A 26,073-nucleotide genomic window follows, 5' to 3' on the forward strand; every position below is an offset into this window, starting at 1 on the left:
GCATAGCTTTGGCGCGACCAGCGCGTTATGCCGTAAAAATTGAAAGGACGCGATTATGTCAGACAGTCTCTATTCCGATCTTGCGCAAGAGCTCGAGTCGATCCGTGAAGACGGCCTCTATAAAGAAGAGCGTCTGATCACAGGCGAGCAAACGGCCTCTATTGATGTCGGCGGTAAGAGCGTTCTGAATTTCTGTGCCAATAATTATCTCGGCTTGGCCGACAATGCGGACCTCATTGAAGCCGCGAAAGTCGCGCTCGATAATTACGGGTTTGGCATGGCTTCCGTCCGGTTTATTTGTGGAACACAGGGACAGCATAGGGAATTGGAACAAGCCCTCGCGAACTGGCTCGGCTTTGAGGATAGCATTCTTTATGCGGCCTGCTTTGACGCGAATGGCGGTGTGTTTGAACCGCTCTTGGGTCGGGAAGATGCGATTATCTCGGATTCGCTAAACCATGCTTCGATCATTGATGGCATCCGCCTCTGCAAGGCCAAACGCTATCGCTACGCCAATAATGACATGGCGGACCTCGAAGAAAAACTGAAAGCGGCCCGCGCAGACGGTGCGAAACAAGTTATGATCGCAACCGATGGGGTCTTCTCGATGGACGGAACTATCGCGAACCTGAAAGGGATTTGCGATCTCAAAGATAAATATAACGCCGTCCTGATGGTCGATGATTGTCACGCAACGGGTTTTCTCGGCAAGGGCGGACGCGGATCTGCGGAATATTGCGACGTTGAAGGCCGCGTTGATATTTTGACAGGGACACTCGGCAAAGCTCTCGGCGGTGCCATGGGAGGCTTTACCTGTGCGCGACAGGAAGTCGTGGATATGTTGCGTCAACGCTCGCGGCCTTATCTCTTCTCCAACAGCCTGGCCCCGCCGCTCGTCGGCGCGAGCTTGAAAGCCATTGAACTCGCGAAAGACGGAGACAATTTGCGCGGGAAGTTAGAGTTTAATTCGCAACGGTTCCGCGCAGGCATGGAGGCGGCTGGCTTTGACCTCAAACCCGGTGAGCACCCAATTATTCCGGTGATGCTGGGCGATGCGAAACTCGCGCAGGATATGGCGGCAAAACTACTCGATGAAGGGATTTACGTCATCGGGTTCTTCTTCCCCGTCGTGCCCAAAGGGCAAGCCCGTATTCGCACGCAGATGAGCGCGGCGCACACGCCCGAACATATTGATCGCGCGATTGCAGCCTTCACAAAGGTCGGACGTGAATTGGGCGTCATCTCATGACGGAGATGATGAAAGCCCTGGTCAAGGCCAAACCTGAAAAAGGACTTTGGCTGCAGGATGTTCCGATACCCGAAATCGCACCGGATGAAGTCCTGATTAAAATTGAGCGCACCGCGATTTGCGGCACCGATATGCACATCTATGGCTGGGATGAATGGGCGCAGCAGAATGTGCCGGTCCCGTTGGTCGTCGGACATGAATATGGCGGGACGGTCGCCGCTATCGGCTCAACTGTGAAACGGGTGAAAGTCGGAGACCGAGTGACCGGTGAGGGCCACGTCGTCGGACGGCGGTCTCGCAATGCCCGTGCGGGGCGGTTCCATCTTGACCCGGATACGAAAGGGATTGGCGTGAATTTACCCGGAGCTTTTGCGCAATATCTTGCCCTGCCGGAATTCAATGTCATTCCTCTGCCGGAATCTATTCCACTAGATATTGCTGCAATCATGGACCCGCTAGGTAACGCGGTTCATACGGCACTCGCTTTTGATCTGGTGGGGGAAGATGTCCTCATAACGGGAGCGGGACCTATCGGTATTATGGCCGCAGCTGTCGCAGAACGGGCAGGGGCAAGACGTATCGTCCTGACGGATATCGAAGACTGGCGTCTGGATTTTGCCAAGACGATCACGTCGCGCACGCGGATGGTCAACACGATGTCTGAAGACCTAAAAGACGTGATGTCCGAAATCGGAATGTCGGAAGGCTTTGATGTCGGCTTGGAAATGAGCGGTGCCAAACCCGCCTTTGAGCAAATGCTCGACACAATGCTGATGGGTGGATCTATTGCTATGCTGGGGATTCCGGCAACGCCTTATCCCGTTGACCTGTCAAAAATCGTCGGGAAAGCTCTAACGATTAAAGGTATTTATGGCCGTCAGATGTATGAAACTTGGTATAAAATGCTCGCGCTGTTGGATAGCGGTCTTGATATGTCGAACATGATTACCCACCGTTTTGCTGCGCGTGATTTCCAACAGGCGTTCGATTTGATGGAAACACGGAAGGCTGGGAAGGTCATTTTGGACTGGTCGCAAATATGAGTGAGGAACAGGTTCCTTTGACGGGTTATCGTTCTGTCTCAGATGAGGAGATGGCGGCGGTCTCGAAAGACATGCTGGCAATGCTTCGAAAGCGTCGGACGGTTCGGGATTTCTCTGATAAACCCGTTCCAAGAGATGTAATCGAAACAGCCATCAAAGCGGCTGCCACAGCGCCCAATGGTGCCAATCAACAACCTTGGCATTTCGCTGCTATCTCAAACTCTCATATGAAACGCCGCATTTGCGAAGCCGCCGAAGAAGAAGAGCGCGCCTTTTACGGCGGACGGGCTTCTGACGAATGGCTGGATGCGCTCGCGCCGCTCGGCACCGATGCGTCAAAGCCTTTCTTGGAAACTGCGCCATGGTTAATCGCGATATTTGCGCAGAAAAAAGGCCCGAATGGCGAAAAACATTACTATGTCACCGAAAGCGTCGGCATCGCGATTGGCATGTTGATTGCGACTCTTCATGCGGCGGGCCTTGCGACACTTACACACACGCCCGCGCCGATGAATTTTTTGCGAGAGATTTGTGGGCGTCCGACTAGCGAGAAGCCTTTGGTCCTATTGGTTGTCGGACATCCGGCTGAAGATGCCACCGTTCCAGCTCACGCATTAGAGAAAAAGACATTTGATGAGATTGCGAAAGTCTGGGTTTAAATTCAATTACTCATTGCTTTTGCTAGGCTGCGTTCAATATCATCGGTTGAAGAGTTGATAAAGGTTTTATCGATCTCGGCTAACAGTTTGTTTTCAACTTCTTTGTGCAACAGGGGGCGCATTTCGCCAAGTGTTTCCGGATCAGCACATAATATTAATTTATCGAACTTTTCTGCATGTGCGAGCTTGTAAAGCTTCTCTGCCATAATTTTTGAAAAGGTTGCCTCCATCGTTTCTTTGTCAGAGCGTTCTGGAGGCAATTTTCCGGACGGACCCTGATCAGCTAAATCTCCAGGTTCCCAATGGTCGTACTGTCTCACCCCATATTCTTTCATACGAAAAAGTTTTGCTTCTTCTCCGGTTGCGATAAAAATTAGCGTATTTTCCGATAATTTGAGGTCTGTCATATAAATTCTCTTCAGTTAGCTTATTAGGCAAACGTTCAAAGCTCATATGCGTTGCATCTTTCCTTTGGACTTGCGCAGAAAAACAACTGAGCGCATAGCGCGCGCTCAGGAGTATCTCGCGTGACACCATCCAAAGAAACGATCCAATCATCAATACCCCCAATGCCCATGCCGAGATGGGAATTTGTGGCGATGATGGCGTCGATATTCGGGCTACAAGCGCTTGGTATCGATGTTATGTTGCCGGCTCTGGAAATCGTGGGGGATTATTACGCAATTGAAAACCCAAATGACCAGCAACTGATTATCTTCGCGTTTATTTTGGGGTTCGGATTTCCACAGCTTATCTTCGGCCCGATATCTGATCGTTTTGGTCGAAAATTGCTGCTACAATTAAGTTTGATCGGTTATCTGATTACGGGTTTCCTCTGCATGATAGCACCATCTTTTGGGTCGCTCTTATTTCTAAGATTGTTACAGGGCGTCTGCTGCGCAGGGACGCGGGTCTCGGCGGGGGCCATCATTCGTGACCTGTCCAAAGGGCGGGCGATGGCGAGCATATTGAGCCTCGTTTACACCGTCTTTATGATCGTCCCGATTATCGCCCCTGCATTGGGCACGGCGATTATGGCCGTCACAGATTGGCGTTGGGTCTTTGGGGTGCTCGGCGTTTTCTCGGCTATCTTATTTATTTGGACCCAATTCCGGCTTCCTATGACACTCGACCCTGAGGACCGTCGCGAGATATCTTTCGGCAACATTATTAACGGGTTTTCTCAGGTACTATCTCACCGCATCACGGTGGGATATATGCTGGCCAGCGGCATCATATTCGGATGTCTTTTCGCCTTTATCGGCGCATCTGAACAAGTCTTTGATGAGGTTTTCGGACGTGGTGATAAATTCTATCTCTATTTTGCGGGAATAGCTGGTCTCTTGGCTGTTATGAATTATTCCAATAGTCGCGTTGTCGAGCGTTTTGGCATGCGTCGGATCAGCCATATTGTGGTCCTGACATTCATTGCACTCTCGGCCATAAACCTGATTTATATGCAATTTATCGGTCAGAACTTCTGGGTCTTTTACGTCTTATTTGTTCTCACTTTCGGATGTTTCGGAATGATGGGAGCCAACTTCTCTAGCTTAGCCCTTGAATATATGGGGAAAGTTGCGGGTACGGCCAATGCTGTCTACGGCTTCGTGACGATGACTCTCTCCAGTTTTTTGGGGTTTCTGGTTGCGCGGAGTTTTGACGGTACAGTTCGGCCATTGTTGATCGCTTACGTCTTATTGGGTGTCAGCAGTTTGCTCGTTATTCTCTGGACGGAATGTGGGAAGCTTTTCGCGGTGGGCGAAGGTAAGACCTAACTATACGTCTCAATCAGCGCTTTGATTTCGTCGACTGTTTCGACGTTGAAAAGATTGATATAGCCCTTTTTGTCAGGTCTTCCCGTTCTCGGAGACTCCAACATCCAGAGTTGACCGATATGCAAGCCCACGAGAGTGTCCCGACCATCAATACGGCGGGTTACAGGTGTGCCTGATTGTCCTGGTACCGATCGGCAATTGTGGGAAACGCGTCGTTCATTTTCACTGAAATCAAGAATTTCCAAATTACAGGACTGACGGTTTTCAGGTAAGCCTCTCGCCTGCGCAAATTCAACGCGCATATTGTCCAGAGCCGTTGTCTCGGTGAAAGGCACCAAATCATATCGAATGAGGCGGGGTGTGTTGATCTTCTCAAATCGTATCAAAGCCCAATCCGTTTGAGCACCAATTTTATAATTCTGGGCAAGTGAGATAACACTCACAGGAGCAGAGCGTCCTTCAAAATCCAGAACTTGGCAGGGGCGGTCCGGCGGTACGCCGTGACCTGTTATCAGCCCGTAATCATAAGACTCGAGACCAATATTTAAAACGGCGACGCGCGATAAGAGCTTGAAGTCATCCGCAGCCTTACATTGGAGACGCAACATATGCGTCTCCATCGGGTCTTCTCGTTCAACAGATTGGCAGCTCAGAACGACACAGGCACTCAGAGCCGCCAGAACTTTATGAAGCAGCTTCAAGATCGAAGTCTTTATATTGTTTCTTCAACTCGCGTTTCAGGATTTTGCCTGTCGCGCCGAGGGGGAGTTCGTCGACGAAGACAATTGCGTCCGGCATCCACCACTTTGCGCATTTCGCGCCGATACAATCCTTGATCTCGTCGATGGCAGGGGACTTACCCGGAACGGATTGCACGATGAGCATGGGGCGTTCCTGCCAACGTTCATGGCGCACGCCGATACAGGCCGCCATTTGTACGTCCGGATGATCGCAAGCCGCGTTTTCGACTTCGATGGAGGAGACCCATTCTCCACCGGATTTGATGACGTCTTTGGACCGGTCCGTAATTTCGAGATAGCCCCGCGGATGTAGCGCCGCTACGTCGCCCGTCGCGAACCAGCCATCATCGGTGAAGCTGTCAGAGCCCGCGCCTTTGAAATAGCCGGAGGCAACCCAAGGCCCGCGCACATGGAGGTGACCGGAAGCCTCACCGTCCTGCGGCAGGATTTCGCCTTCATCATCCACGATGCGCATATCGACACCAAAGATACGACGTCCGGCATAGAGTTTGTCCTGAACCGTATCGTCATAATTTGACATGTCCGCACCCGGGAAGGCGGCATATGTACTGCCCAGCGGAGATGTTTCCGTCATGCCCCAACCCTGTTGCATCGGAATGCCGAGATCTTGCTCATAAGCACGCAACAGACTTTCGGGGAGGGCCGAGCCACCGACGAGGGCTTTCTTCACAGATGGCAGTGCACCACCTGTAGATTTGACGTGATTATAGATGCCCAGCCAAACGGTCGGGACGCCCGCCATGATGGTCACACCTTCATCATTGATCATCTTCGTCAGGTTCGGGCCATCCAGTCCCGGCCCGGGCATGACGAGCTTTGCGCCGACCATTGCGGCAGAATAGACCAGGCCCCAGGCGGAGACGTGGAACATGGGAACAACGGCGAGGATCGTGTCATTCGACCCGCCACCAATAACGTCTTGAAAACTACCCGCCATAGCGTGCAGAATTGTCGAGCGGTGGGAGTAGAGAACACCTTTTGGATCGCCCGTTGTGCCGGAAGTGTAGCAGAGCGTACAGGCTGTATTCTCGTCAAAGCGTTCCCACTCTATACTCTCATCCGCATCTGCGATGAAGCTCTCATAATCCTGCACATCGGTCTTGTAATCCGGCAGTCCGGCCGCATCTGTCAGACAAATCCACTTCTCGACAGTCGGACACATCGCGCCTACGCCTTCAATGATGGGACCGAATGTTGTGTCGAACATGACATATTTGTCTTCGGCATGATTGACCATCCACGCGATTTGTTCCGGCTTCAGGCGTGGATTGATGGTGTGGACAATCGCGCCGATGGAGCTGACCGCGTAATAAATTTCGATATGGCGATAATTGTTCCATGCAATCGTCGCGATCCGGTCGCCGGTTTTCACGCCGGCTGCGATCAACGCATTGGCCAGCTTCCGCACGCGGACAGCACATTCGCTCCAACTATAGCGATGCTCTGACATATCCGTATTCAGCGTGTAGATTTCGCGATCCTTATGGACTGTGGCCGCGTGTTCGATCAGGTCGCTGATCATCAGCTCCTGCTTCATCATCAAACCTTGCATGATGTCTCCCGATTGTGAGTTTGCTCTTGTTTTATAGCGTGTATTTTCATTATTCCCGACAGGGGTCAACCGGGAGAACGCGTGACACATATACCGACATATGAAGATGTGGCCAAGGCCGTCAAAAGACTGGACGGCCATGCGGTCAGAACACCCTTGCTACGGTCCGATGCGATCGATGCACAGGTCGGAAAACAGGTCTGGTTTAAGGCGGAATGTTTGCAGAAGAAAAAGGCGTTCAAATATCGCGGGGCGTTTAATCGTCTCTCGGCTATGACGGTCGAGGAGAGGGCAGGGGGTGTTGTCGCTTTCTCCTCCGGCAATCATGCGCAGGGGGTTTCCTGTGCGGCGAAAGAGCTGGGCATCGACGCGATTATCGTGATGCCGACGGACGCGCCAAGGGTTAAAGTCGACGGCGTGTTGGCGGATGGTGCAACGATTGTGACGTATGATCGTCTGACAGAAAGTCGTGAGGAAATTGCAGCAAATATCGCCAAAAAAGACGGTCGCGTCCTCGTCCCGAGTTATGACGATCCTTACGTTATTTCAGGCCAGGGCACCATTGGCGTTGAACTGGCCGAAGCGGAACCGGATTTTGACGCAATGATTACGTGCCTAGGTGGCGGCGGCATGTGTGCGGGCATCAGTTTGGCCCTGCAGGAATTGTCACCGAAGACTCGCATCTTTGGTGCGGAACCGACAGATTATAACGATCATCAGATGTCTTTACGGACAGGAAAACGCATGCGGATTACAGATACACCCGCGACGCTTTGCGATGCGATTATGACGCCTATGCCGGGCGAGTTACCATGGGTGATTAACGGACAGTCTCTGGAGAATGTCTACACCGTGTCCGATCAGGAGTGTTTGCAGGCCATTCGCGTGGCCCATGAAGAGCTGGGCGTGACCTTGGAGCCAGGCGGAGCGGCGGCAATAGCGGCTACGCTTGGCAGAAATCTTCCAGATGATGTCAAAACCGTTGCGGTGATCCTATCCGGCGGAAATGTCGATCCGGATATATTGGAGCGCGCCCTCAATGGATAAGCGAAAACCAGAGCTCGGCGTTTGCTACTATCCCGAACACTGGCCCGAAGAGATTTGGGCAGATGATGCGCGGCGTATGGTGGAAATGGGCCTGTCATGGGTCAGGATCGCAGAATTTGCCTGGAGCCGGATTGAACCGAAGCCAGGACATTTCCAATTTGATTGGCTAGACCGCGCTATAAAAACGCTCGGCGATGCGGGTTTGAATGTCGTGATGTGCACACCAACGGCGACACCGCCCCGTTGGATGGTGGATAAATATCCCGATATGCTTGCCTATGATGCCGAGGGTCGACCGAGGGGGTTTGGTTCCCGCCGACATTATGATTTCTCCCACTCGGGCTATATCCAAGAATGCTGCAGAATTGCCGAAGTCTTGGGGGCGCGCTACGGTCGGAATTCTGCGGTTCAAGCTTGGCAGATCGACAATGAATATGGCTGTCACGATACGACGCTTTCTTACAGTCCTGTTTCCAAATCTGCGTTTCAGCTTTGGTTGTCGGAAAAGTATGAGGATATTGCCGAGCTTAACGCACGTTGGGGCAATATATTTTGGTCCATGGAATATGATCGATTTGACCAAATCGAGCTTCCCAATCTGACGGTCACAGAACCTAACCCATCCCATGCTATGGATTTTCGCCGTTTTGCCTCTGATGCCGTCGTAATGTTCAATTTGGCGCAGGTTGAAGTCCTCCGCGCACATACAGATGCGCCGTTGATCCATAATTATATGGGACGGATTACCGAGTTCGATCATTATGAGGTTGGTGATAATTTGGACATTGCGAGTTGGGATAGTTACCCGCTTGGCTTCCTCGAAGATCGGTCTGATCGCGACCAAGACTTCAAACGCCAGCACATGCGTTGTGGTGACCCGGACTTTCAAGCTTTCCATCACGACATTTACCGTCGCGTCGGAAAAGGTCGTTGGTGGGTGATGGAACAGCAACCCGGCCCTGTAAATTGGGCCCCGCATAATCCCATTCCGACCCCAGGCATGGTCCGCCTCTGGGCTTTAGAGGCTTTTGCGCATGGGGCTGAGGTTGTCTGTTTCTTTCGCTGGCGACAGGCGCCATTCGCGCAGGAGCAGATGCATGCTGGCCTCTTGCTGCCGGACGGTACGCTTTCAGCTGGGGGACGGGAGATTCAGTCACTCGCAGAAGAGCTCAACACCATGAACGGTATTGGAGAAGGGGCTCCACGCGTTGGCCTTGTCTTTGATTATCCGTCCCAATGGGCGTGGGACGTCCAGCCGCAAGACATTCAATTTGATTATTTCCGATTGGTTTATGACATCTATCGCGGGCTGAGGCGTCGAAACATTCCCGTTGATATTATAAATCCCAACGACACAAATATTGAAAAATATGCTACCGTCTTTGCACCGGGAATATTTTCAAATGTGGAGACTTTGAAAGCGGCCGCAGAGAAAAGTCAGACTCATCTGGTCATGGGGCCACGGTTTGGGTCGCGTACCGAAGATTTCACCATACCCCGCGAACTACCACCTCAATTAGAGGGTATAAGAATTACGGCTGTTGAAACTTTGCGCGATGATGCTCCTCTGAATTTGCAAAGTGCAGGGGCCATTAAAATTTGGTGGGAGGTCGTTGAGACGGACTGGAGTGTGATTAAACAAACGAGGTCTAAAGACCCCATCGTTTTACAGAGTGGGTATAAGACCTATTGGGCGGGTTGGCCGGATGATGCGGCCCTTGATGATTGGCTTGGCGACTTATTCACTCATCTTGAGTATGATGTCTCAGAACCGAGAGAGAAAAGTCGAAACTATGGCTTCAAAACGGGACAACTTGCTGTGTCCTATCTCGACGCGAAAGCCGACTGGTCGCAAGTGTCTTAAAATGTTCCGCTGAATTCGATGTCCAAAATTGGACCGAAGGCTCGGGACTGAAACTCAGTGAAGTCCAATACACCCCGATCTCTTCGATCTGTAAAAAACTCCCGTGTGAATTCCTCTTTTGAGTCGATCAAGTTTGTAAGTTCTACGCGGATACGCATTCCAAACACGTCCTTATGCTCAACAAACGCATAGGTAATGGGGCGTTCCAATGTTGGGTCGTCCGTTGTGAATAAGCGGAAACCTTTATAATCGGCAAATTCTCGAACACCGCCACCGATGGCCCACTCCGTTTTCGGAACGTCATAGCGCGCTCTTGCGTGCCAGAAGGTCTTCTTATCACGGCTGAGTTGACGCGATTCACCTGTAACAGGATCATCGACGCGGCTGTCACGCCATTCCAGATCTAGATCGAACTGTGTCCCAGTCCAGCCCCATCTATCGCCTTTGATACTTGTATTGAAATCAATACCGTAGCGTATGGCATTATCGACATTACCAACGGCATCTCCATCATCGCCGATTGGAATGCGGTCAACGAGGTCTGAGATAAGCTGAAAATATGGATTGATGTTGATTGTGAAGCCTTGTCCAAAATCACGATCATACTCTAAAGATCCAATCCAGCGCTGTGACGGGACGAGATTGGAGTTTCCGGCACGGTCAATGCCATCGACGACATCAATTGAAGCGATAATGTCAAAGAAGCTAAGTTGGCCGACCTCGCGTTCAGCTCTAAACCTTACAGCCGTTTTTTCATCTGGTTTATAAGTCGCGAGGAGGAAACCTTTTGGGCGAATATAGTCGCGGGCTTCTTCGCCTTCCTGTTGGATTTCAGAATATTCGACTCCTGCAGAGACTTGCAAATCCCATTTCGGAGAAAGCGCACGATTATGGGTGAGGGTGGCTTCTGTCCTACGTTCCTCAACGCGGGACGTTGCGCCATCAATAGCTTCCTCGATAAATTCGCCATCGTTGAAAACTTGAAGTTCGGATTCAATATCCAAGAAATTGAAGACACCTTCTGCGCCAAAAGTCCAATCCTGACCTTTTGCATTAGACCAGCTATATTCGCCGCGAAGAATGGCTTCGCCTTCATCTGCGACACGGTCAAAAATCGAACCTCCAATTTGTTCCCCGGTCAAATCGAAGACAGAAAACTTATTGCGGGTTGGGGAATGTTCGGCGCGGTAATATCCTATCGCTTTGAGCTTGCCCGGGCCAACTGGAAATTCATAATCTGCACCGATTTTGGCATTCCACTCATCCTCACCGCCCGTGAATACAGTTTCCAGATCACGACCGCGCGGGGTTAGGGCGCGACGGTTTGAGCGTTCGAGCGATGCAAAATTCTGTTTATTATATTCCAAGTTCAGATTGCCGACATGATCTTCTTTTGGTTTCCAGTTCAGGTCCAGCACAGCACCTGGCCCATCAAAATTATAGCGGCCCAATTCATCCCGGATTTCGAAAACGGTCCCATCAGCGGCCGTAAGTGTTTCCGGCCCCCAATCGCCATTTCGCTGTGCTTCATTTCGAATTTCCGCGCTATAGCTGAGATTACCTTTTTCTCCTGAAACGGTCAGGTGGATATGATTGAGGTTTATCCGCTGCCGTTCCCGAAATTGTGGCGCCCAACTCCATGTGCCTGTTACACCCGTGTTTTTGGTCACAATATTGGCGACCTGACCGGACAAGCCTGGAATATCGAGAGAGGCTCCATCTTTTATTTCAATCTTAACAACGTTATCAGCGACAATGCGCGAGAGCTGAGAGCCGACATCAGACTTGCCGGTCAAACGTTCGCCATTAATCAGAATATTTGCGCCGCCTTGACCCAAACCGCGGCGGTTATCAGCGACCTGAAGCTGAAACCCGGGAATTTGTTCAATCATATCCAAGGCGTTTTGGGGCGCATATTGTTCGAAAAATTCAGGCTCAAATACATCCTGAATTGTTTGTGCATAGACGGCAGGTGCGGTAAAAATAAGGCCGAGCGCAACCGTTGCCGCAAGATGCGGTTTTGAAAAATAGTTCATTTTAGAGTCCTTATTTGGGCGGAAAGACTTAGTCTTCCCAAGTTCCATAGGTCACGCGGGTGGTATGTTGACCGTTTTTATAATCGGCGAGAATTGTAAGAGATTTCGGGCTAATCGTGACTTGCGTATGGCCGTCTTTAAAGCCCGCCTTGTCCCACATCGCGCAGTATTTGCCGCGCAACTCTTTCGGCAAAGACTTCCCATTTAAAATCATTGTGTCTTCAGGATGTGAAAGCGCAACTGTTTCAGATTTTGAGCGAATGAGTCCGTCTTCTAAAAGCTCTTTCATAATATCATCACGGAACATTTCGTGTTTGTTTCGGGACTTCTCGTCATGCCTGGCATGAGCGCGCGCTTCTTTGCGGGCGATGTCGCGTTGCTTTGCAGCTTCTTTGCGCTGTTCTTTAGCTCTTTGAAAGTTTTCGGATTGTGCTTTTCGAATAGTTTCGCTGATCGTTTGCTCAGCTTGGCTAATAGCGCGCTCGACCTGATACTCGATTTCTTCTTCTATCGCGTCAGTCCAATCGTCGTTGGCTTCGGCGCGGTACTCAACATAGTCCTCGTATTGATCTTCAATCGACTCGCGGCGATCTTCGAAGAGTTCTTCGATGTCATCTGCATAGTCTTCGTAATGTTCTACGATATCTTCCATCTCATCTTCCGAAAGAGACGTGTTTTCCAGATAACTCTCCAGAGATTTTTCATATTGTCGCATTGCGATTTCGTAAGATTTCCAAATCGCTTTATCGGTTTCGATGAAACTCTGGAATACTCCCTCATCGACTTCACCATCGAAATGCGTGGGCGGTAGGACCGGAAGAATAGGTGGAGTGGGTTTTATGGCAGCGACATAAGGCTTAGCTACAATCACCGTATCGGACACCGCAGGGGGTTCAGGCGCCTCAACACTCAGCTTTGGCTTTATAGGGTGGGGGTGCGCGTCGGCTTTTGCCATTGCACCAACATAAATAGTACCAATCATGAGGGCGCTCAAGAGCGACATGAGAACGTGTTCTGGACGTCGTGGGGTCGTCTGATTTTGGCCCGCCAGACGTGAAAGGCGCTCTATCAAAGGGGTGTCTTCACCTTTTCCTGTCGCGGACATTGCGAGCCCCCCGCTTTGCAAACGCAAGGCCGCAAGGCCGCGTAAGAGAGCGCCGGCATCCTGACTTTTAGAGACAGCGATATCATCACAGGCCTGTTCCCGATCACGATCAATCCAGCGCGAGATGATATGAATGGCAGGGTGGTAGAACAGAACGGTCCGAACACCTGTTTGTACGAGATTAAAGAGGTAATCGTGACGACGGATATGTGCTAATTCATGCAGGAGGACCGCTTCGACCTGATCGGACGGGATACCGGTCAGAAAACCCGTCGGCACAAGCACAACTGGTTTCAGGAAGCCCATCGTCATAGGTCCATCAATATGCTGTGAGATATGGAGTTGGACTGTTTTTTTGATCCCGGAGGTTTCCATTAAGCTCAGAAAACGAAGCTTCCAATCCAGCGGAGCTTCGGAAACACCTAGAACGCGTAACTGTTGCACCTGACCGTAGGCGAATGCGTAACGTAGGCTCAACGCCATGAAGCCAATGACCCAGCTTAACGCGATAAAGGGTGTATAGGCCGAGACATCAGGCCAGTTAAACCCGGTGGTTCCACGGGAAGGGTCAAAAGCCGGTATGAGACCGCCAAATGACATGTCACCTCCACCTGCACCGCTGGCACGCAGTGTTTCAGGTGAGGTCGATCCTGCATATAAAGCGAATGTTGTTAAAAAGGCTGCCAAACAGCCCAGTAAGACGAGCATTTGCGCATTGTAACGGAGAGATGGCGAACCATTCCGCAAAAATGTTCGCAAGAATATAACGGCAATAAATGCCAATCCACCTTGCCATGTAGAATGCAAAACAGCCCATCCCAGACTATCTAACAGATGCGTAAATTCCGGTCCCATGATGCGTCCCCTTTCGACGTTCTATTCTTCTAACTTTGCAATAAAGGCTTTAATCGCATCAATTTCTGCGTCTGATGTCTTTTCATTGCCCAAAGCGTGCATAACGAGATCACTCACAGAATTGCCGAAAGTGTTTTCGACAAAACGATTAAAAAGTGCGGATTTCGTCTCCGTCTCGCTGTCCACGGCACTGTAGACATAAGACTTACCTTCGCCCGGCTGACGTTTGACTAAACCCTTATCATGCATGCGCTGAACCTGTTTCAATGTCGTCGTGTAGCCTACATCTTTGGTCTGACTCAGAATGGCATGGATATCTTTGACCGGGCAGGGCTGTTTCTCCCAAAGCACAGTCAGGATAGCCGTTTCAGCCGCAGAGGGTTTTGATCGTTTTGTCATAGGATGGCTATATACGACAATTGTCGTTACGCAAGCTTAAAACGACAATTGTCGTAATATTAGCGCTTTTTAATATTCGCAAGGCTTCGACAAGACATAGAATTCATTTGCGACTGGGACGGCTATCCCACAAAGCATAACCATGTTTACGAGTAGATTAGAGCCCGATGTTCGGCGTGATGATGACGTTTTCAGTTTCATGGTGCGCTCGATCCTGACTAAAACGCCTTTTATTTATTCAAAAATCAATCACGGATTTTGGGAGCGCCTCGTCGCTATTGAAGCCGAAGGCTTTGATATTCGTGAGCCTGCCCCAGATACCAGACGTGAGATGGATCGTTTAGAAAAATTCCACCGGGTCACACCACACATGTTTGAAGGCGGATTTGTTGAGGAAATGCTTAGCCTTCTCGAAAATTCACCGAAGAGAAGGGCAAACTATATTTTTTCAGCAGGCTTATTAGGGTGGCCTGGAAGATTGGAAACTGCCGGAATAACCCACGATGAGGCTGTGTGCCTGAAGATGATCGAGAGATATGTCTCGGTCTCGATAAAACATCCCACAGCAAATGGAATGGAGTTTAAGCGCGCGATTATAAATAGCACATTTATAGAGTTTGTGAGGGCCGTGAGGACGCGTAAAACACTTCTCGTCGGAAATCAAAACCTATCCCGATATTTCGAATTCATTGGGCATTCGCAGGGAGAATTTTTGGAAATCCATCCGTCGCGGGCGCGGGAAGCTCGTTTTGCTCTCCTCCACGATATTGAAGCACGGCTTGATGGAGCGGCTGACTTGAAACTTATTCTGCTCCAAGCGGGGGGATCACTCTCAGCTTGGCTGATACATCACTTGTATCAGAAGAGGCCGGATGTGACATTGATCGATATTGGTCTTGGGTCCTTGATCTGTAATCCCGAAGCGCTTTTTCCAACGGCTTTTGGTCGGATATATCGCAAACAACTCCAAGACTGCATCGAGTCAGTTCATTCCGGTTGGCTTTCAAAATCTATGGCTAAGCCGATAAGTCGAACTATCCTTACAGGTCGATCTGATGAGGTTGTGAGTGTATTGGAGAAAGCCGGCATAGACGGCCCGACCCATTTTTTTGATCCGAAAGTTGCAGTCCAAAGACCAATACCGTTTCATCTAATTCATACGCAAGACGCTTTACGAATAAATCAAATACGAAAGGGGCAGATAGATCACCGACAATTAACGTCCGACATTTTGAAGGATGTTATGGGTTTGCCGGATGAGGATAAAATCATTCTCTGTCGTTCAAAAGCAGAGGCTCTACGACTGGCAGAGGTCGTCCTCTCGGGGGGCGAACAAGATAATCTAAACTGGGTGTCCAATGCGCTGTCGACTGCGCGTCTTATTCTGGATCCAGTCAGGTTGGATTGTGATAAAAATGGCAGTTTACTCGAGTCCAATTTAGAGATTCTATCTGATAAAAACCTGGGCATGATCTATAATCATGATGGCGCTAATATTTCATCATGGGCAAGATTGAGAAAATATTGCGAAAGATCCAAAATCCCGCTAATTATCGACAATGCACGTAGCCTATTAGATCGTCCTCTTACAAATCGCCCTTCAAATGAAATTGAAGTGTTGTCCTGCAATGGTTTTCTGCCTTGGGGTGTGAGTGATGCCACTGCAATCATTCTGTCCAGTGACCAAATGCGAGTTTTAGAGCAGAGCGTAAAAGATGAGCAGCTTTTACCAGTGCAGACCAGCTGTGAGCTTCTGGATGTTTTGGAGCGTTATGAACGGGTTTCGTTTTTTTATCAAAGACAAGCCCGGCGTATTCGGCAATTAGTGGCCCGAAACCTACCCGGTTTAAAACCGTGGCTTCATCAAAATAAGCAAAAGTCACCCATTGGACATTTGAAATTTATCTCTAACAGACCTCTGCAGGGGTCAAACTTAAGTCATGAGTTTTTTGAAATCCAAAGGCCTTATAAGGATATCCCATCTGAATACGTAAATGCTAAATTTTTAAGTGAACGTTTAATCAGCATCCCTTGCCATCCTATGATGCGTCATGTTTCCAATCACGATTTTATTGAAACCGTTAAAATGGCCGTCAGCTCTAATAATTTGGCCCTTCCAAGAGGGTCTTAACCGCTTTGCGTAAGACAACATGGCTATCGCGCTCGGTTTGACTGAGTTTTGCATAGCCAGGTTTTTCCCAGGGGGCGTTCTCTTGAAGGTCGAATGCGATTGAGGCTAAATTAAAGTTTTTTAAATTTAGGTCAGGCGCGTATCCAAGCTGCTCCATTTCTTGACCGCAAGTGAACTCTATATGGGCACGTTGTTCGAGCGTTAAGTCAGATTTATATTTCGCCTGATTTTGGCTCATGAGTGGCTTTGCAAGATTATTCCAGGCGTGCACATGACCTGCAATATTCTGCGTATCTGTTTTTTTGTAAAAATTCAGCATCCCGTCTTCAAACGCCACCCCCAAGGCTTTACAAAGCTCTTTCAAAACTTGCTTTGGCTGACTGAGAATATCCTCATATCGCACTCTATAAACGTCACGATCCATCATCTTACTCAGCTTTAGAAGTTCTGCTTGTTCCTCTTTCCAAATTGCCGCCGCTCTCGCCACACCGCCCCTTAAGGCAGGGGTGTTCAGCCATGAGAGGGCCATATCGCGCGGATCCCGCGTTAAATGAATGAACCTTGCCTTTGGAAAGTCGGCTTGCAACATGTCAGCATATTCAAAGGCGCGGTGAGCCTTGATAGCAACCACATTTGCGTTTTTAGCTCTGGCTTCCGTATCAAATATTGTTCTCAAAATTACGCTGACAGAACGTTCTGTTTGGTGTGATAATATAGAGTGCAAGTCCGCGTAATTCGTCCATTCACCAAAACCCGCATGGTGCAAATTCTGCGCATTTTTAAGAAGGAACTCCCAATTTTTTTGGGAGGCTAATGGCGCGTATTTATCTACGGCCTTATAGAGATTTGGTAATAACTGGGATGTGGGTGGCGCAACAGTTTCAGAATGTGCCCCCAGCAGGCGTAACAGTAAGTTACTTCCGGATCGATCTGATGAGAACAGGAATATGTAGTCTTTATCGCTCATTGATCTGTATAAGCTGGAAAAAAATTAACATGACTTGTCGGATGCGCTTTCGAGAGGTTTTTGTACACATCTGGACGGAAAACCTTTCCACAAATGAATGATTGAGCCGTTTCATTTGTCCAAAGTTGTTTGAATTGTGCGATAGGGTGGCTCTGATCGTCTGACGTGCCCGGAACGCCGCCAAAATCAACGTAATCCATCGCATCTTGAAAACTATCTAAGGCGTAGCCGTATAATCCGTAAATCACGTTATTTGAACGCGCCTCATCAGTTGCCCCTATCATATAGGCATATGCACGTTTTTCAGTGACCATAAAAAAGGCTAAACCCTGAATACCATTTGAGTCAGATGCCCTGAATAGTCTCGCGCCGCTTAACCCCAATTGCTGTCTCAATATTGTCTCGGCTATAATTGAAGTGTTCGTACCTCGTTTGCGATTTAAAATAATACTGTTTAAGCGCCTTAAGTCACTTGCGTAGAAAGCCGGATTTAAAACCTCCGAGAAAGTGAAGGTCCTGCGCGCGCGTACTTCATAGCGCTTTGCGTTGCGGGCAGCTTTGTCTCTCCAGGGTTTGGATAGATTCGTTATATGGTGGGTTTTGAATGGGCGAAACCAATCCCAGACAGCCTCTGTTTGGCTTACAGTTTTTTCAAAAAATGCATCCGATCTGATGGTCATTGAAACGGCATCTGATTGCGAAAGGGAACGAATATCTTGTCCTATGGCTGAAAAATTTCTACCCGCAAACATGGGGTAGGGGAATACAAGATCATAATGACCTGTTGTCCCAATCACGCGTTTATTCAGGTAACTGTCTGACTGCGTCAGAAGAATGTTTGGACCAAGAGATTCAGAAAACCCAGCTTGATAAAATCCGGACACGATCAGTTGCGTTGGATATTATAATGAGCGCCTGCGGCCAACGGTGTTTGGGTGCGCGTGACTTCCCCATCGGGCCAACGGATTTCTACAGAGTCAACTTGTTCTATGTCGCCTAAGCCAAAATGTGCCACTTGCTCGTCAAATGAAGCGAAGCCTCCACTCATCTGTATCTCGCGAATTTGGGCTCCACCAGCGTAACGAATAATGATCTCGGCCCCAATGGCGGAACTGTTGCCAGATTTATTTTCAAGCTGAAAACCAATAGAGTTTGAGCCCAATTGAGCGGCTGTATTTACAAAAACTTTGGCGGGACCCAGTAAGGGTAAGGTCATAATATCAAGGTCACCATCTTGATCAAAATCGACATAACTATAGGCCGTAGCGGGCAGGCCAGAAGCGAGTCCCGCTTCCTCTGGACGATTTACAAACTCTCCCGCGGAATTCTCAAAATATTTATCGTCATATCGGTTTACCGCCATCCCATGACCGTTCACAACATAGAGGTCTAAATCCGCATCATTATCCAAGTCGGCAAATCTTGCATTCCAGGTCCACCCTCCATTATCGACAGATGCACGCTCCGCAATATCGTTAAATATGCCATTTTTCGGATCGCGTTTGAGTAAAACATTGGTTTGTTTGAAGGAGGGCAGTGTCTCTTTGATTTCTTGCTCGGAGAGTTTGACCAGGACTTCATCGCGACGGGTTTCACACATACGTTTGAAGTCCAGCCATTTGTTCGGAATACGTTCACATAAATCGCCGACGGCCTCGGTCCCTGTGCCGCCTCTTCGCATAATGGCTTGTGTCATAGCAATCATGGTACATCCTTCAGCCATGATATTGTCTTCGATTGCGTTACAGCCTATTGCGTCTCCCTGACGTCTAGCCGGTTGCAGGGGGATAAATGCAGAAAGTCTGTCTTCGCATTTTTGACGTTCCTGAGCGGTTTCATATCGACATTCAGAAGCAGGGTTTTTAGAGTCTGCGGCCGCTCGACCGCTAATATTGCCGGCATAGATTTCGGGGACGAGATCACCGTCTATATCGCCCGTGGCGAGGCTCATCGTCCAACGCGTTGTTCCGCCCCTTATCCGCCCTCGATTGGCGCGCTCGAGCGCTCCAAGTTCATTCGAAAAATACAGATGATCCGGCGGGCGGTAATCATTGCCAATCATCAAGTCCGGCCGACCATCACGGTTCAGGTCAGAGATCAAGATCGAAAGTGTTTCACCCTCCGGCCCGCTCAAGGGTTTAGATACCCACTGATCGTCTACGCGGGAGAGAATATAATTTTGCGCGACGGAAGATGTTCGGTTCAGCGTGTTATTGCCGATAGCCGATTTTCCAACCACAATTTCCAGCGTTCCGTCTTGATCCAGATCTCCGAATGCAAATGCGCTCGTGATGGCGCCTTCAACATGGCCGGGTAATTCAAAAGCAGGTGTTACAAAACGGCCATCCATATTCTCCAGAATATAGACACCGTCCCAATGAGACGCGGCCAGAATATCTAGATCTTTGTCGCCGTCGAGATCGACCAGCGCGGCGCGTACCAAACCCTTTAAATCAATCCCTGAGGCAGAAATGGATTGCCTTTCAAATTTTTTACCACCCATATTCGCAAATAAAGCTAAACCGTCATCCGAGGTTAGAACGACATCCGGCCACCCATCACCGTGAACATCTCCGGTGCTTATTGAATGGGTTCTTGCGATGGGTTCAAGGAAGCGCAAGGGGGATACACCGTCCGCCATATTGAGACCAATTTCAGGGCCATAAATACGGGAAAAGAGTTTGTCTGACGGTTCATCCGGGATGAATCCCTTTGCAAAAGGGATCTTGGTGATCGTGACGCCGTCACTTGCGGTGAAAACGTCTTTTGCCGCCACTGCCCGTCCGGTCCCTAATGTATTAATTATGGTGACATCTGAACCAATTTTACTGTCGATACTGGAGGCTTCGATATCGGCTTGCCTCGCAAGACCTGAGGCAATGGCAGTCTGCTGACGTCGCTCTTCGAAAGCCTCCAACCCATTGGCCGCAAAACCCGTCGCAATTCCGGTCATTGCGACCATTGCGAATAGGCCTATGGCTAGTTTTCTAGAAATACTGTGCCCGATTTGTAGGGCCGGATAAATGCTGAACAGGCCGAGTGTGAGCAACAAGACGGCAACGTATGTTGGGTCGACACCAGCTGCGAGAAGGACGGCACATATCACGACATCAAACGCAATGGGTACCGGTAGAAAGGTTCCAAGAATAGCAACCAGTCCGATGCCCAACACCCAAGCCAATCCACCTGTTGGGACCAAGGCGGCGAGCGCTTCCCATGGCAAGAGAGTCACAACGATGGAGCCGAGTATGCCCGCCAAGATCATAAGTGGCACTGTAATTTTAAAGATATACCAAAGGTTTTCTCCGAAACCCCGAACATACCAAATAAACGCCCTCAACCAATTCGTGCGCGCCAGCGGGTCATGCCTGTCGTAAATTCGCGTGGAGGGATTGCTCTTCTCACCCAAGCTTGGCGTAGCATCCATAACATCGTCTATAACGCTTTCAGCGGGTGTAATCGATGGCCCAAGAAGTTTTACGGCGAGGGGTATGGCCAATATAATAAAGGCCAATGTAACCGAAACCTTTAGCGCCGCCAGCCAGAACGGAAATATGGCGAAGGTCATGCTCAACACGACCATGTTGAGGGATGGAGATGAAAGTAAAACGGCCAGCGATGTTTCCGTGCGCCCGCCGGACTTCTGAACGCCCATAGCGATAGGGACAGCGCAATTCACACAAACACCAAGCGGCGCGCCGATCGAAACACCCAACAGAGTATTTGCAAAACGGCCCTTAAATTGCTTTTGCACCAAAAGCTGTAAGAGTGTCATGATTGCGGCGGCGAATAAGATACCAAAGAACATACCCTGCTTGTTGGTATAGGCCCAGTTCAGCGCATTACCTGTGATTTTCCAGAGAACGGAGTCAGAGGATGAAACTTTAACAATCTGATCAAATGCTAATGCAGAGATATCGTTGTCGCCGCCCAGTGAGGCTTTCTCATCTAGGGCAGGATATCGAGAAGAGGTCCAGAAAGTGAGCACAATCGCGGCCACACCCAAAGCGCCGAAGACGAGCCGTTTATCCAAACCTTTGTCTGAACGGTTCTCACTGTAAGTCTCGAGTGCGCTGACGTCACTGGTAGTCATGTAAACAAGGCCCCTTATCTCCCTTCGGCTCTAACGCTCCACATATATCCTGTCCAGCCTGTCGGCTGACTCCCTTGCGATAATGTGATCTTTGGCATAGCCCCATTCTCATGATTAATATTTTGATGCTCTCGGGGCCGGCATTAGGGCATGTGGCGCGGCTCAGTCTGGCTGCAGAAGCACTCCTTAAAACCTCTGATATTAAAGTTGATTTTGTTGTTCCAGGTTTTTGCCAACACTTAACGCTTCCGGAGTCAGCAGGTTGTCGCGTTCAAACAATCCGAATCGAAGATGAGAGTCGAAAATTTCCGGCTCTGGCATATGCAGAACAGGTTGAGAGATTATTCGATACACTTAATCCCGATATCATCGTTCAGGATTGCAGCCCGTTGCGCTGGCTACCCGCGACTCGCTTTCCCGAGTGTCCGAGGGTGGTGATAACAAATGCATTTCTGATCGGTCCGCCCGAGTTTGAAACACATCAAGTCTCTGACTTTGCGGCACGCAAAACCCAACTCAATAAGATGCGAGCGGAGAGGGGGCTTTATTCGCTAAATAGCGCCTACGATCTCTATTTGGGGACGAAGACTTTGTTGTCGGACCCGACGCCTCTCGTGGAAAGCCTTTCGCCTTGGCCGACAGACATAGAAAATTGTGGTCCGCTCTGTCTGGAGCAAGGAGCGGATTTGCCTGAGACTATACAGGACCTTTCAGACATCGCTTTATTTTCTATGGGCTCAACAGGTGGCTTAGAATCCTATCAAGCCATTGCAGGGACACTGCAAGCCTCACCCGATTTCGGCGCAACGGTCTATGTTGGCAGTCGTGCCGAAGAAGCTAAGGCGACCGGGTGTTATGACTTTTGCTTTGACTGGTTGCCGCTCTCGTCAGTTCTAAAAAAAGCGCGCGTGGTCATTACACATGGCGGCACCGGATCAACATATCTCGCGCTTTCAAACGGGGTCCCTGTTCTCATTTCGCCAAAACATAAAAACCATGCTGTGTTGGCGCAATGCCTTTCAGATTTAGGAGTTGGCGCGCGACTGGAAGATCAATCGAGCTTAGACCAGTTGCCGGATATGAAAGCCACTTTGAGGAGCTATGGCACTGCATTCGATCATAAGGACGCCCCGATGAAACATGCGAAAGCGATTTTAGAGGCCCTATCATGCTAGAAGGCATTAAATCCCTCATCGTGATCGTCGGCTGTCAACGTAGTGGCACGACGCTGTGTGGTCAGATACTCGGCGCGCATCCAAACTGCATTTTGTTAGACGAGCCTGATGGATTATACCCGTGGTTTGACAAGACAGATGACGGAAAGCTGGACGAAGGTCATGCGCTCAAAAAGCTGCTAAATAGAGCCGACCAGAAATATAAACCGGATTTTAAACGTAAGAGCGGCTCAGGCATGGAGGCGGTTTTTAAACCGAGCGTGCATCATCTCGTTCTGAAGGCACCAAACCTGACTTACGCCGCAGAGCAACTGGCTAATTTGGATTTGCCCGTCTCCATCATTTACCCTGTGCGGGACCCCAGAGCCGTAGTCGCGTCAATGCAAGGGTTGGATTTTATTGTTGAGATGGAGCGTCGGCAGGTGGACTGGGCGCAACGTTTTCCAAAGGTTGCCGAGGCGAACGAACCACTTTTGCAGCGTATGAACTCTGAAACTGAACAACACACTAGATTGGCTTTGGTCTGGAAGCTGAAAACGGGATTATTGGATAGCTTTCACAGAGCCGGATTAAATCCGATGGTTTTTCGTTACGAGGATTTCGTCACAGAACCGGAGACATATCGAAAATCCATGTTCGCGCATTGTGGACTGAGTTTCCATGCGTCGGACCCAATTCATCCAGAGGTTTTTCAGGGAAGAGGACCGGGCTTGACCGAACGCGGACGGCCCGTCGACGCCGTGTCACTGAACAAGTGGAAAGATCGTCTGAGCGAGGAGCAAGCTTTAGACATTTTGCGTGAGGCGGGGAGCCTTGCAGAAAAATATGACTATCATGTCGATGATGTTTTTGAAGACACAGAAGCGTTTCAAATCAAAAGTTTTAATGCTCCTATCGTCCTTCTGGGCAGAGGGGGCAGTGGAACAAGATTACTGTCTGAAATCGCACAGTCTCAAGATGTCTTCCTTGGCAATCGCCTCAATCAATCCGGTGACTCTGTGGAATGGGTCGATACAATTTATGAAATTGGCGCGCGTCGTACGCTCCCGAGCCGCGGTCATGCTATGGAAACATCCAAAGCTGTAGATCTGTTACGAGGCAAAGCCAAGACGATCTTGAAACAGGCTGAAATCAAAAAAGGGCAAAGCTGGGGCTGGAAACTACCGGAAACGATGTTGATTACGCCGGACGTTATCGAAGCTTTTCCAGACGCGAAGTTTATTCACTTGGTCCGACATCCCGTGACCAGCAGTTTGCGCCGTACACATATGACGTCCCGTCCGGACAATCCCATCGGACTGTCCGTCCTAACAGCCGCTTATCGTGATGCTGGGCTGGATGTTGGACGGATTAAGACCGACCCGGAATATCTCAGAAATGCTTATACGTGGCTTTATCAGGTAAAGTCTGTTCACCAATATGCGGAAAGTTTCTTGACCTCTGATAGGTACAAACTCGTGAAATATGAAGATGTACTCTCGGATCCCCTAAAGGCGACGCATTCAGTTGGGAGATTTATTCGGGCTGATGTTACCCCACACACTTTGCCAATGATTGAGAATAATCGTGCGGCCTATCACAACCATAATGACCCGCGAGTCGAAGAAGCTTGGTCAATTTGCGGAGCCTTTGCTACGACCTTAGGTTACACAGAAAGCTTTAACATTTAATTCCAGATTATATTTCTTGGTCATTTTTTAAAACGTCCTTGCCGAAGTGTGTCTTGATGGTTAACCCTAAGGCATCGAAAAACGAAACGGGGCTTTCAAAATGAAAATCAAACACCTTCTTCTTTCTGCATCCATGGTGGCTGCGACAACATCAATCTCAACAACTGCGAGTGCCGGGACGGACGCATTTATCGCTGAAACGATGACGTTTGGCGGAAACTTCTGCCCTCGTAACTGGGCGGCCATGGACGGACAGTTATTGGCAATTAGTCAGAATAGCGCGTTATTCTCTTTAATTGGGACAACGTTTGGGGGTGACGGACGGACAACATTTGGACTACCAGACACACGTGGCCGCGCCATGATAGGTGAAGGTACGGGCGCGGGCCTACCGAACGTACGATGGGGTGAGAGAGGCGGGTCAACGTCCTTTACACTCACACAAGGTCAGATGCCTGTTCATACACATACGAATCGTACGGGTGTCCTAACCACACGCGCAATGGCAACAAGTACATCTCCGCAAGGTAATGTTTTTGCGAATGCGGCTGAAAATACTTATGCGGCGGGACCTGCACGTGGCAACTTTATGGATGAATCGACCCTTCGCGTTGACATTAATAATGCGGGCGGCAGTCAATCCGTGTCCAAGCGTTCGCCATATCTTGGTATGACACAGTGTATAGCTCTGTTCGGGATTTTCCCGTCGCGTAACTGATACCTTCCTTATATTGAAGCGTTTCTGGAAAGCCCGTCGCGTAAATGCGGCGGGTTTTTTTTGTTAAGATATCCACTCTAATTTTTCTTTGTAATTACAATAATTTGAGTAAGATTTGACACACTGGAAGAATTGTTGATGTTAGGGGTCTAACTAAAATGGGGCTTATTATGAAAATCAAAAACCTTTTGCTGTCGGCTGCGTTCGTTTCGGGCACAGCCGCAATGTCTGTACCTGCCTATGCGGGTACTGACGTTTTTATGGGCGAAGTGCAGGCGGTTGGCTTTAACTTCTGTCCACGCGGATATGCAGGAACAGACGGGCAATTACTCGCAATTGCGCAAAATAGTGCGTTATTCTCGCTATTGGGCACGATGTATGGCGGTGATGGCCGCACAACTTTCGGCCTGCCCGATCTTAAAGGACGTGTCGCTATGGGCAGTGGTAACGGGGCGGGGCTTACGCCGCGGACGCAAGGTGCGAAAGGTGGCGCTGAAACAACGACGATGACGGTCGCTCAAATGCCAAATCACACGCATCGCGCTGGACTGCGAACGAAGAATGCCCCTGCGACTCTTAAAGACCCAACAGCCGCCGTTTTTGCGGACACCGCTTTGGATATTTATTCAACAGGTCCAGCCAATGGTAACTTCATGGCAGAAAGCACACTCCAGATTAATCCTGAGGGTGGGGGACAAGCGCAAACAAACGTCCAGCCATTCACCGTCCTGAAATACTGTATTGCGACACAAGGTATTTATCCATCGCGGAACTAAACCTCCTGCAGTTTTTAAGAGATGAAAGGAGCCTCAAGGCTCCTTTTTTTTATGTTCAAGGGGAGATGGGAAATAGAAGACTTGACGGTAACTCAATTGGCCAAAAAGAGCGTGACGGGACGTGGAAATAACAAAGCTGAGTGAGATCAGCGACCTTATGCCTGTAATTCAAACAATACCCCATCCTGATCAGGATCC

20 protein-coding genes are annotated in these 26,073 nt (G+C 49.5%); 11 read left to right on the plus strand and 9 right to left on the minus strand.

Going from position 1 to position 26,073, the window contains the following annotated elements:
* Positions 1–55: 55 nt before the first annotated feature.
* The 3 genes from kbl to ACP9M6_RS10065 are packed head-to-tail and all read left to right on the plus strand — an operon-like array spanning position 56 to position 2,951.
* On the plus strand, positions 56–1,249 hold the full coding sequence (kbl, locus tag ACP9M6_RS10055) for a glycine C-acetyltransferase (RefSeq protein ID WP_427450750.1): 1,194 nt from the start codon (positions 56–58) through the stop codon (positions 1,247–1,249).
* An 8-nt stretch (positions 1,250–1,257) separates the two neighbouring features.
* Positions 1,258–2,292 carry an L-threonine 3-dehydrogenase gene (gene tdh / locus ACP9M6_RS10060; protein WP_427454780.1) on the plus strand — a complete coding sequence of 345 codons (1,035 nt, stop codon included), beginning with the start codon at positions 1,258–1,260 and terminating at the stop codon, positions 2,290–2,292.
* A complete protein-coding gene (locus ACP9M6_RS10065) occupies positions 2,289–2,951 on the plus strand; it encodes a nitroreductase family protein (RefSeq protein ID WP_427450752.1) in 663 nt (220 codons plus the stop codon). The genes tdh and ACP9M6_RS10065 overlap by 4 nt, the downstream gene beginning before the upstream one ends.
* 2 nt (positions 2,952–2,953) lie before the next feature.
* Here the strand turns inward: ACP9M6_RS10065 and ACP9M6_RS10070 are convergent, their stop codons facing one another.
* Positions 2,954–3,358 (minus strand): host attachment family protein, encoded by a 405-nt coding sequence (locus tag ACP9M6_RS10070; protein WP_427450754.1) that lies wholly within the window; start codon positions 3,356–3,358, stop codon positions 2,954–2,956.
* A 168-nt stretch (positions 3,359–3,526) separates the two neighbouring features.
* Here ACP9M6_RS10070 and ACP9M6_RS10075 point away from each other — a divergent pair, with 168 nt between their 5' ends.
* Complete coding sequence (locus ACP9M6_RS10075) at positions 3,527–4,726, plus strand: multidrug effflux MFS transporter (RefSeq protein WP_427450756.1); 1,200 nt, start codon at positions 3,527–3,529, stop codon at positions 4,724–4,726.
* Here ACP9M6_RS10075 and ACP9M6_RS10080 read toward each other — a convergent pair.
* Both ACP9M6_RS10080 and ACP9M6_RS10085 read right to left on the minus strand, forming a co-directional pair.
* Positions 4,723–5,427 carry a hypothetical protein gene (locus tag ACP9M6_RS10080; protein ID WP_427450757.1) on the minus strand — a complete coding sequence of 235 codons (705 nt, stop codon included), beginning with the start codon at positions 5,425–5,427 and terminating at the stop codon, positions 4,723–4,725. The two genes, ACP9M6_RS10075 and ACP9M6_RS10080, sit on opposite strands and share 4 nt — an antisense overlap.
* A complete protein-coding gene (locus ACP9M6_RS10085; protein ID WP_427450759.1) occupies positions 5,411–7,039 on the minus strand; it encodes a long-chain fatty acid--CoA ligase in 1,629 nt (542 codons plus the stop codon). Before ACP9M6_RS10085 ends, ACP9M6_RS10080 begins: the two co-directional genes overlap by 17 nt.
* A gap of 81 nt (positions 7,040–7,120) precedes the next feature.
* On the opposite strand from ACP9M6_RS10085, the gene ACP9M6_RS10090 reads away from it, so the two are divergent.
* Both ACP9M6_RS10090 and ACP9M6_RS10095 read left to right on the plus strand, forming a co-directional pair.
* Complete coding sequence (locus tag ACP9M6_RS10090; RefSeq protein ID WP_427450761.1) at positions 7,121–8,086, plus strand: threonine ammonia-lyase; 966 nt, start codon at positions 7,121–7,123, stop codon at positions 8,084–8,086.
* Entirely contained in the window at positions 8,079–9,950 is a 1,872-nt protein-coding gene (locus ACP9M6_RS10095; RefSeq protein WP_427450763.1) for a beta-galactosidase, read from the plus strand. The genes ACP9M6_RS10090 and ACP9M6_RS10095 overlap by 8 nt, the downstream gene beginning before the upstream one ends.
* On the opposite strand, the gene ACP9M6_RS10100 is transcribed toward ACP9M6_RS10095, so the two are convergent.
* Genes ACP9M6_RS10100 through ACP9M6_RS10110 form a run of 3 tightly spaced genes read right to left on the minus strand, consistent with a single transcriptional unit; the run spans position 9,947 to position 14,345 of the window.
* A complete protein-coding gene (locus ACP9M6_RS10100) occupies positions 9,947–11,986 on the minus strand; it encodes a TonB-dependent receptor plug domain-containing protein (RefSeq protein WP_427450765.1) in 2,040 nt (679 codons plus the stop codon). The two genes, ACP9M6_RS10095 and ACP9M6_RS10100, sit on opposite strands and share 4 nt — an antisense overlap.
* A gap of 28 nt (positions 11,987–12,014) precedes the next feature.
* Positions 12,015–13,946, minus strand: a complete 1,932-nt coding sequence (locus ACP9M6_RS10105; protein WP_427450766.1) for a M56 family metallopeptidase — start codon at positions 13,944–13,946, stop codon at positions 12,015–12,017.
* Positions 13,947–13,967: 21 nt separating this feature from the next.
* Positions 13,968–14,345 (minus strand): BlaI/MecI/CopY family transcriptional regulator, encoded by a 378-nt coding sequence (locus ACP9M6_RS10110; RefSeq protein WP_427450768.1) that lies wholly within the window; start codon positions 14,343–14,345, stop codon positions 13,968–13,970.
* Positions 14,346–14,487: 142 nt separating this feature from the next.
* Here ACP9M6_RS10110 and ACP9M6_RS10115 point away from each other — a divergent pair, with 142 nt between their 5' ends.
* The gene (locus tag ACP9M6_RS10115) at positions 14,488–16,476 is read left to right on the plus strand and encodes a hypothetical protein (protein WP_427450770.1); all 1,989 of its coding nucleotides are present in this window, start codon (positions 14,488–14,490) and stop codon (positions 16,474–16,476) included.
* On the opposite strand, the gene ACP9M6_RS10120 is transcribed toward ACP9M6_RS10115, so the two are convergent.
* From ACP9M6_RS10120 to ACP9M6_RS10130, 3 genes are read right to left on the minus strand one after another with little or no spacing between them, the layout of a single operon-like run.
* Positions 16,445–17,443 (minus strand): sulfotransferase family protein, encoded by a 999-nt coding sequence (locus ACP9M6_RS10120; RefSeq protein WP_427450772.1) that lies wholly within the window; start codon positions 17,441–17,443, stop codon positions 16,445–16,447. The two genes, ACP9M6_RS10115 and ACP9M6_RS10120, sit on opposite strands and share 32 nt — an antisense overlap.
* Positions 17,440–18,327, minus strand: a complete 888-nt coding sequence (locus ACP9M6_RS10125) for a hypothetical protein (protein ID WP_427450773.1) — start codon at positions 18,325–18,327, stop codon at positions 17,440–17,442. The genes ACP9M6_RS10120 and ACP9M6_RS10125 overlap by 4 nt, the downstream gene beginning before the upstream one ends.
* 2 nt (positions 18,328–18,329) lie before the next feature.
* Complete coding sequence (locus ACP9M6_RS10130) at positions 18,330–21,536, minus strand: FG-GAP-like repeat-containing protein (RefSeq protein ID WP_427450775.1); 3,207 nt, start codon at positions 21,534–21,536, stop codon at positions 18,330–18,332.
* Between the two features lie 110 nt (positions 21,537–21,646).
* Between ACP9M6_RS10130 and ACP9M6_RS10135 the strand changes: the two genes are divergently transcribed.
* From ACP9M6_RS10135 to ACP9M6_RS10150, 4 genes are all read left to right on the plus strand, one after another.
* Positions 21,647–22,711 carry a glycosyltransferase gene (locus ACP9M6_RS10135; RefSeq protein WP_427450777.1) on the plus strand — a complete coding sequence of 355 codons (1,065 nt, stop codon included), beginning with the start codon at positions 21,647–21,649 and terminating at the stop codon, positions 22,709–22,711.
* Positions 22,705–24,381 carry a sulfotransferase gene (locus ACP9M6_RS10140; RefSeq protein ID WP_427450779.1) on the plus strand — a complete coding sequence of 559 codons (1,677 nt, stop codon included), beginning with the start codon at positions 22,705–22,707 and terminating at the stop codon, positions 24,379–24,381. Before ACP9M6_RS10135 ends, ACP9M6_RS10140 begins: the two co-directional genes overlap by 7 nt.
* 100 nt (positions 24,382–24,481) lie before the next feature.
* Positions 24,482–25,099 (plus strand): phage tail protein, encoded by a 618-nt coding sequence (locus ACP9M6_RS10145; RefSeq protein WP_427450781.1) that lies wholly within the window; start codon positions 24,482–24,484, stop codon positions 25,097–25,099.
* 170 nt (positions 25,100–25,269) lie between these two features.
* Positions 25,270–25,875, plus strand: coding sequence for a phage tail protein (locus ACP9M6_RS10150; RefSeq protein ID WP_427450782.1), 606 nt, complete (start codon positions 25,270–25,272; stop codon positions 25,873–25,875).
* Positions 25,876–26,073 lie beyond the last annotated feature (198 nt).

Source organism: Litorimonas sp. WD9-15 (genome assembly GCF_050271975.1).
Classification (GTDB): domain Bacteria; phylum Pseudomonadota; class Alphaproteobacteria; order Caulobacterales; family Maricaulaceae; genus Litorimonas.